This window comes from Streptomyces adelaidensis (assembly GCF_016598475.1).
Classification (GTDB): domain Bacteria; phylum Actinomycetota; class Actinomycetes; order Streptomycetales; family Streptomycetaceae; genus Streptomyces; species Streptomyces adelaidensis.
The window spans coordinates 1-16,737 of sequence record NZ_JAEMUX010000129.1 but is presented as its reverse complement, the minus strand read 5'-3'; the positions used below and the strand labels follow the sequence as shown (position 1 = coordinate 16,737).

Below are 16,737 nucleotides of genomic sequence, written 5' to 3'. Positions count from 1 at the left end.
CCCCGACCACCTGGAGGCCCTATTGCCGACGTTTGAAACGACTGCCCGCTTCGACCGTGACTTCAGGAAGCTCCCTCAGCCGGAGCGAAAGCGGTTCGAGGACACCGTCCGGAACAAGTTCGTACCGGACGTGGCAACCGGGCAGTTTCGGCCCGGCCTCCGGGTCAAGCCGGTCCAGGGCGTGAAGCTCCCTGACGGCGAGCGTCCGGTCATGGAAATGACCTGGGCGCCTGACGGGCGAGCCACCTGGCAGTTCGGAGACGAACTCCTCGAAGGTGAGCCGCACGTCATCTGGCGCAGGGTCGGCGGACACGAGATCTTCGATCCTGGTCCCGCCTGAGACAGCGGGAGCGGCCCGCCCCACGCGTGTGGGCGGGCCGCTTTCGTACATCTCCAGCCGTGCCCCGCCTTCGGATTACGAGCCGAAACGCGCTGCGCGTCAAGGGCGGCCCAGGGTGCCTGCTTTGAGGGTGGGGAGAAGGGCGTGGAGGGTGGTGGGGGTGGTGGTGAGGTGGGTGGTGGGGGTGTCGCTTTCGCGGAGGCGTATGGAGGTGGTGCTGGACACGGACGGCGACCGCAGCACCGTACGCGTCACGGTCTATGACCGGGACCGCAGGCCTCCGTCCCTCCGGGAGGGGTACGACCCCGAATTGGTGCGGGGGCTGTGGATTGTGGACGCGGTCACGGAAAGCCGGTGGGGACGGAGGCCCTTGGCGCGGCGGGGAAGGGGGTCTGGTTTTGAGCTGGGCAAGCCCGAGGCGAGCCAGGTGTCCAGCCGCCAACTCCTCGTCGGCCGACCGTTCTCGTCCCAGGAGCGGTCACCCAGAATCCTCAGCCCGTCCTCGGCGAGGACCTGTTCCAAAGATGTCGACCGGCCCGGCCCTGGCGGGACAGACAACGGCGTCACAGCAGGCGTTGCCCGGCGTCCATGTCCACGTCGGGGTCGTCGATGTCGATGCGGGGCGGCCTGCCAGGGACGGGGAGTACCCGGATGTCCCCACCGCGTTCGCGCAGCCATCGTTCCAGTGCGGCTCCACCGATCTTTTGCCGTACCCCTTGGGGGTCGGTCACCTGGACCGGGCCGAAGACTGTCCCCGAGAGTCCCTCGATCCGGGTCTGTCGATCCAGTGTCACTTTGAACGAGTTCTCCCGCAGGACGGCATGCGACAGGTCCGCTGCGCGGAGATCGACATCGAGCAGAGAGGCACCCATGAGGCGCGTCCCGCGCAGCGAGGCACCCGAGGCGTCCGCCCCGCACAGCGACGCCTTGACCAGGTCCGCCCCATCGAGCACCGCTCCACGGAGCACGGTGTCGTCGAGGTTGGTGCGCAGCAGGGAGGCCCCTGCCAGATCGGCTCCGGAGAAGTCGGCGCCCTGGGCGTCGCAGCGGTAGAGGTCCGCCCCGACGAGCTTGGCGCCCACGAGCTTCGTATCGGTGAACCAGCATTCCGCGAGATCGGTGCCGGACAGGTCGACGCCGCTTAGGTCGAGCCCGATGACATCGTGTCCGCGGATCCGTTCACCGGCTTCGTTCCACTCGAATTCCACTTCCGCCACGGGGCGATGGCCGTCTTCGGTCATGAACCGTAGGAACGCGAGTGTGCCGTTGGCGTGCCACCTCCTGGATCGTTCGATGGGGAGACTCATGCGCGGGTCAGAGCAGGTCGGTCAGGTCCGGGCCCCGGCCGTCGATCACGTCCGGGGCCTTGATGCCGTGGCCCTCGGCGCTGCCGAAGTACGTGGGGTCGCCGGGCTCGGCGGGGACGCCGAGCAGGGCGTCGAGGGACTTGAGGGCCGCCGTGAGGCGTGGGGCGTTCCGCTTCTCGACGTCCGGATGCGGCACGCCCCGGAAGTCGAAGGGGCCCCAGATGTCGTGGAAGACGGCCAGTTCCGCCCAGATGCCGAGGGCATCGGGGGCCACCGTCAGCTCGACCAGCCGGTGTTCCCGGTGCTTCTCCCCTGCCACGTCGATCCAGGTACCGGAACCCATGACGAGGATGCTCCCGAGCTGGGCGTCGGGGAAGCCGACGGGGCGGCTCCGTTCGACGCGCGGTGGTACTTCCCGGCCGTCGATCGGTCCCTGGAGCGACATGCGGGTGGCGAGCCCGGTGCTGCCGCCGCCGTACACGAACCAGCCTCATTCGAGGCTGGTGGGTACAAGGAGCTCGTGCTCGCGCAGCACGGCGGAGTTCCGGGCCGCCACGGACAGCGCGGACCCCGGGCCGGACGGCTCGACGCCGTCCAGGTCCCAGGTCCACGACGCGGACTCGCTCGGAGAGCGGAGGAGCCTGGGCATCACTCGGTTCCGCCGCTCAGTACCGCCCGGACAGTTCTTCCAGCGCGTCGAGGGAGGGAGCCTGCCGTGGAAGCTTCTCGGAGAAGTGGCCGAGGTCCGGGCCCGGTGGGGACTTGCGCAGCCAGTCGAGGGCTTCGAGGCCGTCGAGCCCTCGCTCGTGGGCCTCGCGGAGCCGCAGTACCCACCCCACGCCGGCCTCGAACGCGTCGTCACCTGCCGCTGTTCGCGGTTCGTAGCCCGCGGCGTTGTCGCCGAGAGAGGCCCACACGTAGCCCAGGGTCCGGTCGTCCCGCTGGATGGTGAAGTAGCGCACGGGGTGGTCCGTGATGTCCGCGTACTCGTTTTCCGTCTTCGGCAGCGAGGACAGGAGCCGGCGGGACCGCGCCGGAACCTCGAAGGTGCCCCATGAGTCGGTGTAGGCGGGACCCTCGACCGTCAGGTCCTCGAAACCTGTTGTCGTGGGAGTCGCGTGGCGATTGGGATCGCCCGGTTCGGGGGCGCCGCCGAGCAGGTCGGACAGGGCTCGCAGGGCGGCCGTGAGCCGGGGCGCGTTGTCGGCGTGGATCGCCGGCTGTTCCCGCTCGCGCGTGTCCATCGTCAGCCACGCGTCGGAGTAGGTTTCCAGCGTCACCACGATGAGGCTGGCCTTCCAGATGTCGACCTGGATGGTGAACAGCTTCTCCGCGCGGTGCCCCGCTCCCGACTCCAGCCAGAGGCCCGGGCACTGGATCCGCAGACCGGTGAGGAAATCCCCGTCGAGTGACTCCGCCCGCGCCACGGCGTCCGAAAGCGCCGTTCCCGGTGCGAGAGGGTCCGCCTCCAGGGCGAGACCCCGCACGTCGAGCCGTACGTCCCGGGTGTCGTGCGTGGCACGAACCGAGAGGTCGACCTTGCCCACGGGCACCGCGAGCTCGTGCCGGGCCAGGACGTTCCAGACCGCCGCGGCGATCTCCGCCGCCTGCGAGGGCCTGGCCTCAGCGGTGCTCGGCGTAATTTCCCAGGTCCAGTCGCCGATGGGTTCCGAGGTGATCACAGCATGTCCTTGGGGTCGGTCTTGCTTCCCGGCGGGATGGTGAGGGTTCCGTCCTCCAGGCGTACGACGAAGGTGATGCCCTCACCCTTGGTCCCGCGTCCGCCGCGGTGGATGTCCATGAGGGCATCGTAGGATCCGTTCGCCGTCCAGTCGGCGATGGTTCCTCGCCCGCCGTCGACGAGCAGGATGCGATGGTCCGCCTCGGACTTCGCCAGTTGCAGCAGGTATTTTCCGCGGGTGATCTCGTTGATGGGGTCGACCGGGTCGTTGAGGTGCTTCATCTGGTAGCCGTAGACCTCGCCGGACCCGTCCTTGATGCGGATGTCCAGGTCGGAGCCGACGGGCACCTTCACCTCGAAGTCGATGGCGTGTGCCGGGACACCACTGTTGACCAGGTCGTCGGCGAAGACGATCTGATCGGCGCCGGGCTGGAACATGGCGACCTTGCGCGCTCCCAGGGACGAGACGACCTGGCCGAAATCGCCGCTCTGGTTGAAACGCCCGGAGGCGATGGCCTCCGCGATCCGCTGGCCGCCCGGTTCCTCGGCGAGCCGGTCGAGGGCCCTTTCGAGCACGTCCGGCTTCGGTCGCTGCTTGCCGGGGATGCCCTTGATCGCGTCGCGGATCTGCTGCTCGGTCTCGCCGCCGCGCACCATCGGCGGGCCGTCGCCACCGGGTGACGTGCCGTCGGGGCCGGGTCCGTCACCGCCGCCGGGTCCGTCACCGCCGGGTCCGTCCCCACCGCCGCCGGGTCCGTCACCGCCGTCGGGTCCGTCCCCACCGCCGCCGGGTCCGTCCCCACCGCCGCCGGGTCCGTCCCCACCACCGGGTCCGTCACCGCCGCCGGGTCCGTCACCGCCGCCGGGACCGTCACCGTGGCCGCCCGAGGGGGGTTCCGTGCGCCCGCCGCCGGGTGTCTCCACGTGGCCCCCGCCGGTCGTGCCGCCGGGCGTCTCGTTGTGGACGGCCGAGGGGCTCTCGGCGCGGCCACCCGGCAGGTTGGTGTCCCCGACCCGCCCGGTCCCGCCCAGGTCGTCCCCCACGCGCCCGACGTCGCCGAGGTCGTCCCCGACCCGCCCCACGGTCGCGGCGCCGTCGGAGACCTTGGCCCCGGCCCCCACCAACTCCTGCTCCGGCGTCCGCACATCGACGCCCCGCTCGGCGGCGGTGCCCTCGTGGGCGATGTTGTCCAGCGACTCCCGGACTGTCCCGTCGGCGTTGTGCACGACCAGGGTGGTGGTGTCGAGGTAGACGACCTCGCCCTTGGGGGTCTCCATGCGGACCGAGTTCTCGGGGGTGAGGCCCGTCGGGAGGTCGTCCGCGATGTTCGGGGTGTCGGCGATCTGGTAGGTGCCCTCGCCGAGCCTGATGTGGGTGCCGTCGGTGATGCCGCGCAGGCTCGCCATGACGTCGCCGATCCTCACGGCGGTCGCGCCGACACCCTTGGTGATGTACGTCATCGGGTCGACGATCCGGCCCGCCTTGCCGGCGAAGGAGATGGCCTTGGCGATGGCGCCCGCCTTGCCGGCGCCGGCGACCGCTCCTCCCGTACCGCCCGTGAAGATCGTGGTCACGACGTTGAACGTGACCGCTCCGGCCGCCCGAGCCGGGTTCTTGCCCCACTCGTCGTACGCGATCAGCGCCTTTCCGGTCTCGACGACGGCCGTGCGGGAGTCGCGGATCCAGGAGGGCAGCTTGTCGTCGGGGGTGAGCCAGAACGCGGCGGCGGTCACCGGGTTGGCCATGATGACGATGCCGGTCGCGAGCTTGCCGAGGCCGACCCAGGCCTGGCCGGCCGCGTCCCAGCCGTTGAAGCCCACCAGCGTGCCGAGGCCCTTGATCGTGCCCCACACGCCGTCGACGACGAAACCGACCGCGAAGTCCCAGACGTGCTCGTGCACGTAGTACCAGGGGTTGGACTCCTCGACCGGGTCGCCCCAGGGCAGACCGCCGGCGTTGTCGAGGTCCTCGCCCCGGTAGCCGTACATGTTCTCTTTGTCGGTGCCGTCGTTGATGACGAGCGCCTCGCCGCCGACCAGCGCGACGATCTTGTTGTAGCAGTCGCGTTCGGCGGCCTGGAAGGCGGCGTACGCGGCGTTGATGTCGGAGCGGCGGTTGTTGTTCTCCTCGATGAGGTCGCCGTCGGCGCGCCACTCGTCGTCGTCGGCGATCTTGCTGCGGAAGGCGATCGCGTCCTGGCGGAGCTGGTCGAACTTCTGCTTGAGCGGGCCGACGGCCGAGGCGTACGTGTCCAGGGCCGAGGCCACGGTCTCCAGCTCGGTGGAGAACTCCTCGCCCTTGGTCGCGACCGGGGCGGTCGTCGCGAACAGCGCCTCCGCCTCCGGCGCCTTGTAGTACGCGGAGAGGCCGCCGAAGCGGGTGTGGATCGCCGAGCCCGAGTCCTTCAGGGAGGTGCCGGCCGAGCGGATGCCCGCGATGTGCTGGTCGAGCAACTCCAGGTTCCCGGTGAACTCGGGGACCTCTTCCGGGATGACGGGGATGTCGTCGCTCACTTCGGCCCCTGCCCGTTGCCGTCGACACCCGGCGGCGGGGGCACCACCGTCGCCTTCAACGCGCCGGCCTGGTGCTGGGCGGCCATGTCCAGGTCGCCCGTGACATAGGCGTTGGTGGCCTTGGCCGCGCCCTGCACGGAGTCGATGGTGCGCTGTGCCATGAACGCCAGCTTCTGCTGCCGCTCCTGCAGGTACTGGCTCAGCGCCGCCGCCACCGGGCCGACCGGCACGCGTGGCGTGCCCGCCGCCACCGGCCCGATCATGGGCCCGCTGAACTGCCCGCCCGGCACGGCGGTGCCGGCCGACTCGGCCGCGCCCGCCATGTTCGTCACCAGCGAGTTGGCCGCCTTCTCCAGGCCGCCGGCCGCCTCACCGGTCGAGTTCAGCGTGGTCTGCACATTGTTCGGATCGATGTCCCAGGCCGGCATCGTCGCTACCCCCGTAACGCCCCTGTCGGATACGTCGTACCCCGTACGTGTTTGCTCGTGCGCTTCTCCTATACACACGAGCAACGGGGGCCGAACAGTTCCCACGATCGAGCGGGACTTCACGGGACTTCACGGGACTTCGCAACTGCCGCACGGGTGACCGGGTCGTACGGGTTCAGGTCACTTCGCCGGGTGGTTCCGGGTCCAGCCCGCCCACGCCGAGGCGATCATGTCCTCGACGTCGTACCGCGCCTTCCAGCCCAGCTCGGAGGCGATCCGGTCGGCGGAGGCGACGACGCGCGCGGGGTCGCCGGGGCGTCGGTCGACGACCGAGGGGGGCAGGGTGTGGCCGGTGAGCGCGTTGATCCGGTCGATCATCTCGCGCACCGAAACGCCTTCCCCGCGCCCGATGTTGAGGGTGAGGTCCGTGCCCGGTGCCTCGCGCAGCCGCCGCGCGGTCGCCACATGGGCCTCCGCCAGGTCGACGACGTGGATGTAGTCACGGACGCAGGTGCCGTCGGGGGTCGGGTAGTCGGCGCCGAAGACGCGTGGCGGGGCGCCCTCGGTGAGCTTCTCGAAGACCATGGGGACGAGGTTGAAGACGCCGGTGTCCGCCAGTTCGGGGGTCGCCGCGCCTGCCACGTTGAAGTACCGCAGCGAGGCCGTCGACAGCCCGGTCGCCCGGCCCGTGGCCCGTACCAGCCACTCGCCGGCCAGCTTGGTCTCGCCGTACGGGCTCATCGGCACGCACGGTGTCTCCTCGGTGACGAGGTCCACATCGGGCATGCCGTACACGGCGGCGGAGGACGAGAAGACGAAGGAGGCGACCCCGGCGTCCGTGACGGCCGACAGCAGGGTGCGCAGGCCCTCGACGTTCTCCCGGTAGTAGTGCAGCGGCAGGTCGACGGACTCGCCGACCTGCTTCTTGGCCGCGAGATGGACGACTCCGGTGACGCCCCGGTCCCGCATCAGGCGTCCCAGCAGCGCCTCGTCCAGTGTGGAACCCACCACCAACGGCACGCCCTCCGGCACCCGTTCGGCGATCCCTGTGGACAGGTCGTCGAGGACGACGGCCCGTTCGCCCGCGTCGAGCATCGCGCGCACCACATGCGCCCCGATGTATCCGGCGCCACCGGTGATCAGCCAGGTCATGGAGGACTGTCCTCTCGTAGTTGATGGAGTGCGTAGTTGATGGTGTGCGTAGTTGATGGTGTGCGTGCGCTTACGTCCGTCAAAGCGGTCATCAGTGAAGCAGGCGTTTGAGACGGCGGAAGACAACTTCGGTCAATCCGCGCCAACCGGGCGCGAGCCGCACCGCGAGCGCCCCGGCGTGGGTGGCGTACGGCTGTACGAGGAGTACGCCGTGGCGCGGGCTCGGCAGTGCGCTCCGGCGCAGGAGCCCGGCGCCCGAGAGGGCGTGCGCGGTGGTGTCCCGGTGGCTGCCGTCCGCGAAGCGCAGCCGCAGCCGGAGGTCCCAGGTTCCGCTGCCCAGCGCCCCCAGGTCCAGCGGGACTTCGGCCGTCCAGCTGCCGAACTCCGGCTCGGCCGTGAAGGACGCCGTGCCGGTGAACCCGACCCGCCCGTCCGCCCGCTCGGTGAACTCCGCCTCCACTGTCCTCGGCCCCGTGTCCGCCAGCCGCCCGTACAGCTCGTGCAGGCGCAGCCGCAGTGCCGTGCCGCGCGCGCGGGGCCGCAGTTCGGCGTCGACGGCGGCGGGCAGCAGGTGCACGGGGCGGACGAGGAGGTGGTCCAGGTCGACCTGGGGCAGGTCGGCGGACCAGACGGGTGAGCCGTCGCCCGCGCGCGCGTAGGGCGGGCTCAGCCTGGCCGGGCGGGCGGCGAGTTCCTTGAGGCGGGGCAGGTCGCGCGGCTCCTCGGCGGCGAGGATCACCCGGGCGATCACCCGGCCGGGCGCGGGCGCCGGCAGGAAGTCGCCCTCGTCGAAGGAGGCCAGGTACCCGCGCGTGAGGGCCCACCACTCGCGCCGGTACTCCGTGCCGCGCAGGTCGAGTTCGCGCGCGTACATCCGCAGGGAGTGGTCGAGGAAGCGGGTCCGCACCGCCCCCGCCAGCTGCTTCTCCCCGGAGCCCAGCAGGATGTCGTAGGAGAGCCGGTCGGCGTCGATGCGGGCCCGCCAGTTGGCGATCTCGGAGCGGTCGAGGGAAATGGACAGCCGGGCCGCCGACCGGCGCACGTGCCAGACGTACACCGGGTCCGGGACGAGCGCGACGCGCGGCCCGGCGGCCAGTACGCGCGCGGCGAACACGAAGTCCTCGTACGGGAAGCGTCCTTCTGGGAAGCGGATGACGCGCTCGCGCAGGAAGGAGGTGCGGTAGAGCTTGTTGACGCACAGGGTGTCGTGCACCAGGCGCACGCGCCGGGACGGGTGTGCCACCAGCGTGCGCTGGCCGTACAGCTCGGGCTGCCAGGGCGTCTCGCGGCCGGACGGCAGCTCCTTGCGCACGCACAGCCCCGACGCGACCGGCGCGTCGTGCTCCAGGGCCGCCCCCAGCAGCGCGTCCACGGCACCCGGCGCCAGTACGTCGTCGCTGTCCAGGAACATCACGTACGGCGAGGCCGCGGCGTCGAGCCCGTCGTTGCGCGGGCTGCCGCAGCCGCCGCTGTTGGTCCGCCGCCGGACGACCCTGAGCCTCGGTTCCCGCTCGGCCAGCCGCTCCAGCAGCTCCCCGCTGCCGTCCGTCGAGCAGTCGTCGACCGCGATCACCTCACGGACGGCCGGCCCTTGCGCGAGCGCCGAGCGCACGGCGTCCGCGACATGGGCGGCGTCGTCGTACCCGATGACGACGACGGAGACCTGCGCCTGCTGAAGAGCCATGCTTGCCCCGGACCTGTGAGAGATATGCGTCAAATATCGCTTAGGCGAGGCTTCGCGGCCCGGTGGGGAAGAGGGAACGGGGGAGGGCGGGGTTCCGTTCGAGGTTGGTGGATTCCGTGGGGGTCGTGCGGTTGGCTCGAATCGCTCGCCCGGTACGGACTCGCCCGGCATCGGACTCGCCCGGCGCGGATCAGCCCGGCGCGCATTCGCCCGACTGGGCCCCGTTGGGCCGGACAGCGGGGTCAGTCCTCCAGTGCCGCCTCGTCCAGTGCCGCCTCGTCCAGCGCGGCGGTCAGGACGTTCAGGCGGTCGCGCAGGTCGCGGATCTCGTCGACGTCGAAGCTCGTCGCGGAGACGATCCGGCGCGGCACGGCCAGCGCGCGCTCCCGCAGGGCGGTGCCCTCCCCGGTCAGCCGCACCTCCACCGACCGCTCGTCGCGGGCACTGCGCTCACGCCGTACGAGACCGGCCGCCTCCAGGCGTTTGAGCAGCGGTGACAGGGTCCCGGAGTCGAGCCGCAGCCGCTCGCCCAGCTTCTTCACGGGCAGCTCGCCCTGCTCCCACAGCACCAGCATCACCAGGTACTGGGGATAGGTGATCCCCAGATCCTTCAGCACCACGCGGTAGGCGCTGGTGAAGGCGCGCGAGGCGGCGTGCAGCGAGAAGCAGATCTGCTGGTCGAGAAGGAGGTAGTCCTCCTGAGGGGCATCTTGAGGGGCGCTCGTGGTCATGGTTCCAGGGTACCTCGTGTCCGCCATTTAGTTGTGGGCAATTGAATTGTGTGCTCTACTTAGGTCTGTGAACGGCGGTCGAACCGCACCGCCGGACATGACTCGACTTGTTGAACACGACTTGTCGAACTGACCTGCTGAAAGGGACGGACCCCATGGACGCGCTCTACACCGCTGTGGCCACCGCCACCCACGGCCGCGATGGGCGCGCCGTCACCAACGACGGCAAGCTCGACCTCGACCTGGCCCTCCCGGTGGAGCTCGGCGGCAACGGCCAGGGCACCAACCCGGAGCAGCTGTTCGCCGCCGGCTACGCCGCCTGTTTCGCCAGCGCCCTCGGTCTCGTCGGCCGCGCCGCCAAGGTCGACATCAGCGACGCCGCGGTGACCGCCGAGGTCGGCATAGGCAAGGAGGGCGAGGGCTTCGCCCTGAAGGCCACCCTCCGCGTCGAGCTCCCCGACTCCGTCGACGAGGCCACCGGCCGCAAGCTCGTCGAGCAGGCCCACCAGGTCTGCCCGTACTCCAACGCCACCCGCAACAACATGCCGGTCGAGCTGGTCATCGAGTAATCGAGTATTCGAGCAATCGAGTAGTCGCGCCATAGGGCGCGGATCGCTCCCAACCACCCCTCACGGAGCGATCCGCGCCAGGACCTCCCCCGTTCTCGGACTCCAGTCCACGACCACCGCCTCCTCCGGCAGCCGCCCCCACCGGGTAAGCAACAGCCACCTCACCCCGTACCGCCGCGCGACCGCCGTCCGCTGAGCCCGGCTCGACGCCGGGTCGAGGTACGCCCGGACATCCGCGTACCGCCGGACCCGTTCCTCCTCGTGCAGAGCCGGATCGGGCCAGGTGGGGGCCGCCATGTTCACCCCGTGCCCCGCGACGGCGTGCCCCGCGAAGTACCCGTCGGTGATCAGCACCTCGCCCGCCCGGATGTGCCGTGCGGCCCATCCGTACGTCGGCCAGCGCGGCGGCTGATCGAAGCCGACCGGATCCAGCGACCGGGGTACGACGGCCCCCGCCTGCGCCGTCAGGAACCCCGCGCACACTCCCGCGGCCGTCACCCCGGCCAGTACGCGTCGTCCCCAACCCCAAGGGCGAGGCGCCGCCAGTTCGATGGCCAGGGCGAACTGCGGGGGTACCGCCGAGAGTGCCAGGACCCGGCCGTACGTGTAGTGCCCGCTGGCCCAGCCGTACGCCACCACCAGGCACTCCGCCGCGAACATCAGCACCAGTGGGTCCCTGGAGGACCTGCGCCCCCGCGCCCACAGTGCCGGCAGTCCGAGCAGCGCCAGCCACAGGTGTCCGGCCAGGTTCTCGTACAGGACCCGGTGCATGGCGTCCACGCCCGTGTTCCCGGCCAGCGACAGGACGGCGTAGTACGGCCACGACACCGCGACCGCCAGTGCGGCCGCCCCGGTCAGCGCCCACCGCCCGAGCACCGGGCCCCGCCATTCCCGCTGCCGGGCCGCCACGATCGCCAGGGCTCCGGCCGCCGACGCCACGGCCGTGATCGGATGCACCAGCAGGATCAGCCCGTAGAGCGCGCCGAGGCCGGCGTACGCCCAGACACTCCCGAGGCCGCTCGGACCGACGTACCGCACGCGCCGCGCCGACGCGTCCGCACGCGCGCGTGCCCCCGTCCACGCCCACGCCCAGAACGTCAGCCCGACGGCGAACGCCGACGGGAAGCCGAGGTTCGTCGTCAACGACATCAGCCCGAGATAGCCGCTCCACAGGACCCGCTCGGTGCCCCACAGCAGCGTCATGAACAGCGGCGCGAGGACCGGCGCCCACGGCCGCGGCGTCAGCACCCGCACGAAACGGCCGATCCCGGTGAGCAGCACCAGCAGATTCACCGGCCCGGCGAGCTTCACCAGCGACCAGCCGCTCAGACCGCTCAGCCGCGCGAGCACACCCTGCGCGACGGCGTACGGGGAGTAGTACGGGCTCCCCGCGCCCGGCAGATCGGCGGTCGGGTGGGCCGGGTGCAGCAGACTCCAGCGCAGCCGTTCGACGACCGCCGCGTGCTGCCCGGCGTCGCAGCACAGCGGCACCCGCCAGTACGCCAACGTCATCACCAGCCAGAACAGCCCGCCCACGACGACATACGGAGTGGGCCGCCGCGTCAGCCAGGTACGGCCGCCGCGCAGGGCGGTGGCACCGAGGGCGACGTGGCGGCGGCGAGTGCCGATTGCCGAGGAACCGGGACCGGTATGGGCTGTCGGAGGCATTTGCCGTGTATTCCCGAAAGAGTCAACGGATTAGCTCGCCGTCACCACATCGAGTGAGGCCGCGCGAGCTGGAGCAGCGTGAACACACCGGCGAGGAGCAGGACCCACGTCCGCGCCCTCATGGCGAGGTGAACGACGACATCAGGGAAGACATGAGCGACGAGGTGTCGGCGGCCGTCGACGACTCCGACGGTGGCGGGACCGGCCTCCGCACAGGCACCGCGTCCGCCCCCTCGCCCAGCATCACCATCCGCACCACCCGCTCGGCCGCCCGCCCGTCGTCGAACTCGCAGTACCGCTCCCGGAACCCCGCCCGCAGCCGCGCCGACTCCGTGTCCCGCCACTGCCCGGAATCGAACAGCCAGGCAAGCTCCCGGTAGGAGCGGGACACATGGCCCGGCGGGTCGGCGGTGATGTCGACGTACGTACCCCGGGCGGCGGCGAAGGCGTCCCGGTCGTCGGCGTGCACGACGATCGGCCGGTCGAGGTTGGCGTAGTCGAACATCAGGGCCGAGTAGTCCGTGACCAGGACGTCGGAGGCGAGCATCAGATCCTCGACGCGCGGCTCGTCCGTCGCGTCCACGACCACCCCCCGCCGATGCAGCTCGGCCAGCCCGAACCCGCGCGCCGGGCCGTCCGCGAGCGACGGATGCAGCCGTACGACGAGGGTGTGCGCCTCACCCAGACCGCGCCGCAGGTCCCCGGCGAACCGGGCCGGGTCGAAGCGCTCCACGTACCCGCCCCGCCGGTAGTCGCGGGGCGTCGGCGCGTACAGCACGACCGTGTGGCCGGCCGGGATACCGAGCCGTGCGCGGACCCCGGCGCCGCTGTCCGGCCCGGCGTTCACGAGGACGTCGTTGCGCGGGCTGCCGGTGCGCAGCGAGTTGAAGCCGCACGGGTACGCCCTGCTCCACACCAGCTCGGAGTGGCGGTTGGCGACGAGACCGTAGTCCCAGCGGTCGGCCCGTCGCAGCATCCCCGGCACGTCCACGCCGAGCCGGGCCCCCGGCCTGTGCAGCAGGTCGGCGGCCATGAACTTGAGGGGGGTGCCCCGGTGGGTGTGGACGTGCACACTGCCCGGCCGCTTGGTCAGGGCGTCGGGCCAGTCGACGTTGTTGACGAAGTACGTCGCCCGCGCGGTCACCCGCAGATACTCGGCAGAGCCGGGCGTCACGTACGGGACACCCGGCGGCAGCTCCGCCACCCGCTCCGGCCGCACCACCCACACGCCGCGGAGGTGCGGCGCGTGTTCGAGGGCGGCCCGGTACACGGCAGCGGGGTCGCCGAGCAGCCCGCGGTGCGAGAACGCCGAGTACACGGCCAGGTTCGGGTCCAGCGGCAGCCGCTCGTGGGCCAGCGACCGGAGCCGCCCGATCCGCTCGGCACCCGCCGCCCGCACCCGCTCCCCGCCCGCGCCGAGCGCCGTCCCGAGGCGGGCGACCTGCCGCCGGGCACGGTAGGCGGCCCAACCACCCTCCAGGACACGGTAGTCGTCCGGCGTCAGGGCATGCTCGGCGGATCCGGACCCGGATCCGGACGGCCCGGGCCCGTACTTCCGGTACAGCCCGGCCGTCCGCCGGAAGAACTCGGCCTTGTCGCGCGGCGGTACCCGGTCCGGCTCGGCGAGGATGTCCAGGCAGTGCTCCGCCATCCTGTTCCGCAGCCCCGGCCGCCACCCGGCCAGCTCCGGACGGGAGTCCAGGAAGCCGAAGACCCGCTCGTACTGGTCGTGCAGATCGAAGTGCCCACGGCTGGTGGTGGACAGGATGTCGCCCTGCCGCCGCTGCCGGTACGCCACGCAGCAACGGTCCAGGGTGGCGATCCGCCCGGCGCTGAACAGCACCGGGAACGTCCAGGGCGTGTCCTCGTAGTAGCCGGGCGGGAACCGGAAGCCGTGCGCCTCGACGAACTCCCGCCGGTAGGCCTTGTTCCACACGGCCGTCGGCAGGACGAGGAGTTCCGGGCGCTCCGCGACCGTGAAGGTCCCCTCGCCCGCCGCCTTCAGCACCCGCGCGAGCCCGTCGCGGCGCGTGCCGCCCCACCAGTACGCGCGGGCGTGGTCGAAGACCAGTACGTCGGGGTCGCCGGCCTCGTCGAGCCGGTCGGCCAGGGCGCGCAGGGCGCCCGGCGTGAGGGTGTCGTCGCTGTCGAGGAAGAGGACGAAGTCGCCGCCGGCGTACGGCAGTCCGGCGTTGCGCGCCCGGCCCGGCCCGACGTTCGCCGACAGGGGCAGCACCCGTACGCGTGGGTCGCGGGCGGCGTACGCGTCGAGGATCGCGCCGCTCCCGTCCGGCGAACAGTCGTCGACGGCGATCACCTCAAGATCCCGGTACGACTGGTCGAGCACCGAGTCGAGGCACTCCCGCAGGAAGCCCCGGACCTTGAAGACGGGGACGATGACACTGAAACGGGGCATGTCCGTCAGCTCCTCACGAGGGTCGCGGTGGCGGGCGCGTGCGCGGGCGTGGGCGCCGGGGCCGCCGCCGGGGCGGGGGCGGGGGTGCGCTCGGCGAGCGGCACGACGGGTGGCAGGCTCTCCGGTCGCTCGCCGAGGAAGATCCGCCGGACCACCCGCTCGGCCGCCCGCCCGTCGTCGAACTGGCAGAACCGCTCCCGGAAGCCGGCCCGCAGGGCGTCGGCCTCCGCGTCCGCGTACGAGCCGTCGCGGAACAGATCCGCCAACTCCCGCTCGGTGCGGGCGACATGGCCGGGCGGCGCGGCCGGCAGGTCGAGGCAGACGCCGTGGGTCTCCCGGTAGACATCCCAGTCGCCCGCGTGGATCACGATGGGCCGGTCGAGGTTGGCGTAGTCGAACATCAGGGAGGAGCGGTCGGTGATCAGGGCGTCGGCGGCGAGACAGACGTCCTCGACGGAGCGGTGCCGTGTGACGTCGATGACCCGGTCCCCGAGCCCGCCCTCGCCCTCGCCCTCGCCCTTACGGCCCATGCCGTCGTCGTCATCGGAGCAGGGCGCCCGCAGCAGCACCACGAACTCCTCGCCCACCGCCTCGCAGAACGCCTCCAGGTCGAGCCGGGCGTCGTGGCCGGTGGTGCGGTCGCGGTGGGTGGGGGCGGGGGCGTAGAGGAGGGCCTTCCTGCCCTCGGGAACGCCCAGCTCGCGCCGCACGCGGGCCACGTCCGCCGCCGTCGCCGTGTAGAAGACGTCGTTACGCGGACAGCCGTACTCCAACTGCTCGTACGTGCCGGGGAAGGCCCGCTCCCAGGTCTCCGTCGAGTGCCGGTTCGCGGACAGGCCGAAGTCCCAGCTGTCCACGCGCGCGAGGAGCTCGGTGACGCTCCCGGACACGGCGGCCACCACCGGGTACGAGGACTGGTCCACGCCCATCGTCCCCAGCGGGGTGCCGTGGTGGGTCTGGAGACGGATACTGCCGGGGCGCTTGACCACCGGGTCCGCGAAGTCCGCGTCCCCGACCAGGTACTTGGCGCGGGCCAGCACCCGCCAGTAGCGCCGACCGCCGACCACGGCGTGGTCGACGCCCTCCGGGAGCTGCGCCACCGCGTCGGGCTCGACGAGGAAAACCGAGCGCAGGTGCGGGGCGAGTTCGCGGGCCTTGGCGTCGATCGCGGCCGGATCGCAGCTGTGGCCCCGGCCCCGGTACGCGCGGTACACGGCCAGGTTCCGGTCCAGCGGGAGGAGGCGCTGAGCGGCGTACAGGGCGCGGGTCAGGGGCGCGCGGGGGCGGGGGAGCGCCGCCAGCGCAGTGGCCGCCGCCCGGTTGGCGGCGCTCAGGACCCGGAACCCGGCGTACGAGCCGGTCGCGAGCAGGCGGTGCTGTACGCCGGGGCCGCCGGCCGACGGGTGGAAGCCGGCCGGGCGGTGGTGGAGGTAGAGGTGCGTGGCACGGCGGAAGAACGCGTGGCGGTGGCGGGCCGGAATGCGCTCCGGGTGGGCGGCGGTCCGCAGCACCACCGCGAACAGCTGCTCGAACAGCGCCGCCGACAGTCCCTCTCCGGCGTTCGCCCTGGCCAGCACCAGCTCCACCTGGTCGAGGAGCTCGAGTTGCTGCTCGCCGGGGGCGTTCAGGCGGCTGCCCTGTCTGCGCAGCAGGTGCCGTACGCGGGCCTGGCCGCGCAGCTCCGCCGTGCGGTCGGCGGCGAGGGCGACCAGGCCGCTCCAGGCGAGGTCGGTGAAGTGGCCCGGGGGGAAGGTGAGGTGGTGGTCGGTGAGGAAGTCGCGGCGGTAGGCCGCGCTCCATGCCGGGGTCTCGACGCCGGTCGGGCGGTGGGTGGTCGTGCCGCCGTCCCACCAGTGCGTGCGGTCGTGTGCGAAGTACAGGACGTCGGGGTCGCCCGTCTCGGTCAGGCGGTCCGTGATCGCGCGCAGGGCGTTGGGGGCGAGGGTGTCGTCGCCGTCGAGGAAGAGGACGTATGTGCCGTGGGCTGCGGCGATTCCCGCGTTGCGGGCGGCGCTCAACCCTCCGGCGGGTGGGGATTCGACGGGGGTGACTCGGGTGTCTCTGGTGGCGTAGGCGGAGGTGACTGTGCCGGCCGGGGAGTCTGGGGTGGCGTCGTGGACCGGGATCAGTTCGAAGTCGCCGAACTGTTGGGTGAGGATCGAGTCCAGGGCGAGGGGAAGACGTCCTTCGACACCGTGGGTGGGGACGATGACGCTGAAGCGGGGCATTGTTCTCTCGATTCTTTTT

Annotated in this window: 15 protein-coding genes; 2 read left to right on the top strand and 13 right to left on the bottom strand. The window is 71.7% G+C overall.

The features are described from left to right. Positions 1-340: hypothetical protein (locus tag I8N67_RS38605; RefSeq protein WP_234046968.1), on the top strand; the 340-nt coding region annotated here is incomplete at its 5' end. Between the two features lie 99 nt (positions 341-439). Here the strand turns inward: I8N67_RS38605 and I8N67_RS43465 are convergent. The 10 genes from I8N67_RS43465 to I8N67_RS38565 form a co-directional block, all read right to left on the bottom strand. Next, a complete protein-coding gene (locus I8N67_RS43465; protein WP_307835501.1) occupies positions 440-565 on the bottom strand; it encodes a hypothetical protein in 126 nt (41 codons plus the stop codon). Between the two features lie 338 nt (positions 566-903). Beyond that, entirely contained in the window at positions 904-1,557 is a 654-nt protein-coding gene (locus tag I8N67_RS38600) for a pentapeptide repeat-containing protein (RefSeq protein ID WP_307835500.1), read from the bottom strand. Between the two features lie 97 nt (positions 1,558-1,654). Beyond that, positions 1,655-2,128, bottom strand: a complete 474-nt coding sequence (locus tag I8N67_RS38595) for a hypothetical protein (protein ID WP_307835499.1) — start codon at positions 2,126-2,128, stop codon at positions 1,655-1,657. Between the two features lie 9 nt (positions 2,129-2,137). Further along, positions 2,138-2,296, bottom strand: coding sequence for a hypothetical protein (locus I8N67_RS44435; RefSeq protein ID WP_307835498.1), 159 nt, complete (start codon positions 2,294-2,296; stop codon positions 2,138-2,140). A 16-nt stretch (positions 2,297-2,312) separates the two neighbouring features. Continuing rightward, the gene (locus I8N67_RS38590; RefSeq protein ID WP_200308963.1) at positions 2,313-3,329 is read right to left on the bottom strand and encodes a hypothetical protein; all 1,017 of its coding nucleotides are present in this window, start codon (positions 3,327-3,329) and stop codon (positions 2,313-2,315) included. Then, entirely contained in the window at positions 3,326-5,842 is a 2,517-nt protein-coding gene (locus I8N67_RS38585; protein ID WP_200308962.1) for a hypothetical protein, read from the bottom strand. The genes I8N67_RS38590 and I8N67_RS38585 overlap by 4 nt, the downstream gene beginning before the upstream one ends. Then, the gene (locus tag I8N67_RS38580) at positions 5,839-6,270 is read right to left on the bottom strand and encodes a DUF6507 family protein (protein WP_200308961.1); all 432 of its coding nucleotides are present in this window, start codon (positions 6,268-6,270) and stop codon (positions 5,839-5,841) included. The genes I8N67_RS38585 and I8N67_RS38580 overlap by 4 nt, the downstream gene beginning before the upstream one ends. Positions 6,271-6,450: 180 nt before the next feature. Then, positions 6,451-7,422, bottom strand: coding sequence for a UDP-glucose 4-epimerase GalE (gene galE, locus I8N67_RS38575; RefSeq protein ID WP_200308960.1), 972 nt, complete (start codon positions 7,420-7,422; stop codon positions 6,451-6,453). A gap of 91 nt (positions 7,423-7,513) precedes the next feature. Continuing rightward, a complete protein-coding gene (locus I8N67_RS38570; RefSeq protein ID WP_200308959.1) occupies positions 7,514-9,106 on the bottom strand; it encodes a glycosyltransferase family 2 protein in 1,593 nt (530 codons plus the stop codon). A 242-nt stretch (positions 9,107-9,348) separates the two neighbouring features. Continuing rightward, a complete protein-coding gene (locus I8N67_RS38565; RefSeq protein WP_200308958.1) occupies positions 9,349-9,837 on the bottom strand; it encodes a MarR family winged helix-turn-helix transcriptional regulator in 489 nt (162 codons plus the stop codon). 155 nt (positions 9,838-9,992) lie between these two features. Between I8N67_RS38565 and I8N67_RS38560 the strand changes: the two genes are divergently transcribed. Continuing rightward, the gene (locus I8N67_RS38560) at positions 9,993-10,406 is read left to right on the top strand and encodes an organic hydroperoxide resistance protein (RefSeq protein ID WP_200308957.1); all 414 of its coding nucleotides are present in this window, start codon (positions 9,993-9,995) and stop codon (positions 10,404-10,406) included. A 60-nt stretch (positions 10,407-10,466) separates the two neighbouring features. Here I8N67_RS38560 and I8N67_RS38555 read toward each other — a convergent pair whose 3' ends face one another. The 3 genes from I8N67_RS38555 to I8N67_RS38545 all read right to left on the bottom strand — a co-directional run bounded on the left by I8N67_RS38555 (position 10,467) and on the right by I8N67_RS38545 (position 16,718). Next, entirely contained in the window at positions 10,467-12,074 is a 1,608-nt protein-coding gene (locus I8N67_RS38555; protein WP_234046966.1) for a hypothetical protein, read from the bottom strand. A 118-nt stretch (positions 12,075-12,192) separates the two neighbouring features. Continuing rightward, complete coding sequence (locus I8N67_RS38550; protein WP_200308956.1) at positions 12,193-14,490, bottom strand: bifunctional glycosyltransferase/CDP-glycerol:glycerophosphate glycerophosphotransferase; 2,298 nt, start codon at positions 14,488-14,490, stop codon at positions 12,193-12,195. Between the two features lie 5 nt (positions 14,491-14,495). Continuing rightward, the gene (locus tag I8N67_RS38545) at positions 14,496-16,718 is read right to left on the bottom strand and encodes a bifunctional glycosyltransferase/CDP-glycerol:glycerophosphate glycerophosphotransferase (protein ID WP_200308955.1); all 2,223 of its coding nucleotides are present in this window, start codon (positions 16,716-16,718) and stop codon (positions 14,496-14,498) included. Between the last annotated feature and the right edge of the window lie 19 nt (positions 16,719-16,737).

Excerpts from the sequence above, each read along its gene's own strand:
- I8N67_RS44435 (WP_307835498.1), bottom strand. The coding sequence starts at position 2,296 with ATGCCCAGGCTCCTCCGCTCTCCGAGCGAGTCCGCGTCGTGGACCTGG.
- I8N67_RS38580 (WP_200308961.1), bottom strand. The coding sequence starts at position 6,270 with ATGCCGGCCTGGGACATCGATCCGAACAATGTGCAGACCACGCTGAAC.
- galE (WP_200308960.1), bottom strand. The coding sequence starts at position 7,422 with ATGACCTGGCTGATCACCGGTGGCGCCGGATACATCGGGGCGCATGTG.
- I8N67_RS38570 (WP_200308959.1), bottom strand. The coding sequence starts at position 9,106 with ATGGCTCTTCAGCAGGCGCAGGTCTCCGTCGTCGTCATCGGGTACGAC.
- I8N67_RS38565 (WP_200308958.1), bottom strand. The coding sequence starts at position 9,837 with ATGACCACGAGCGCCCCTCAAGATGCCCCTCAGGAGGACTACCTCCTT.
- I8N67_RS38560 (WP_200308957.1), top strand. The coding sequence starts at position 9,993 with ATGGACGCGCTCTACACCGCTGTGGCCACCGCCACCCACGGCCGCGAT.
- I8N67_RS38555 (WP_234046966.1), bottom strand. The coding sequence starts at position 12,074 with ATGCCTCCGACAGCCCATACCGGTCCCGGTTCCTCGGCAATCGGCACT.
- I8N67_RS38550 (WP_200308956.1), bottom strand. The coding sequence starts at position 14,490 with ATGCCCCGTTTCAGTGTCATCGTCCCCGTCTTCAAGGTCCGGGGCTTC.
- I8N67_RS38545 (WP_200308955.1), bottom strand. The coding sequence starts at position 16,718 with ATGCCCCGCTTCAGCGTCATCGTCCCCACCCACGGTGTCGAAGGACGT.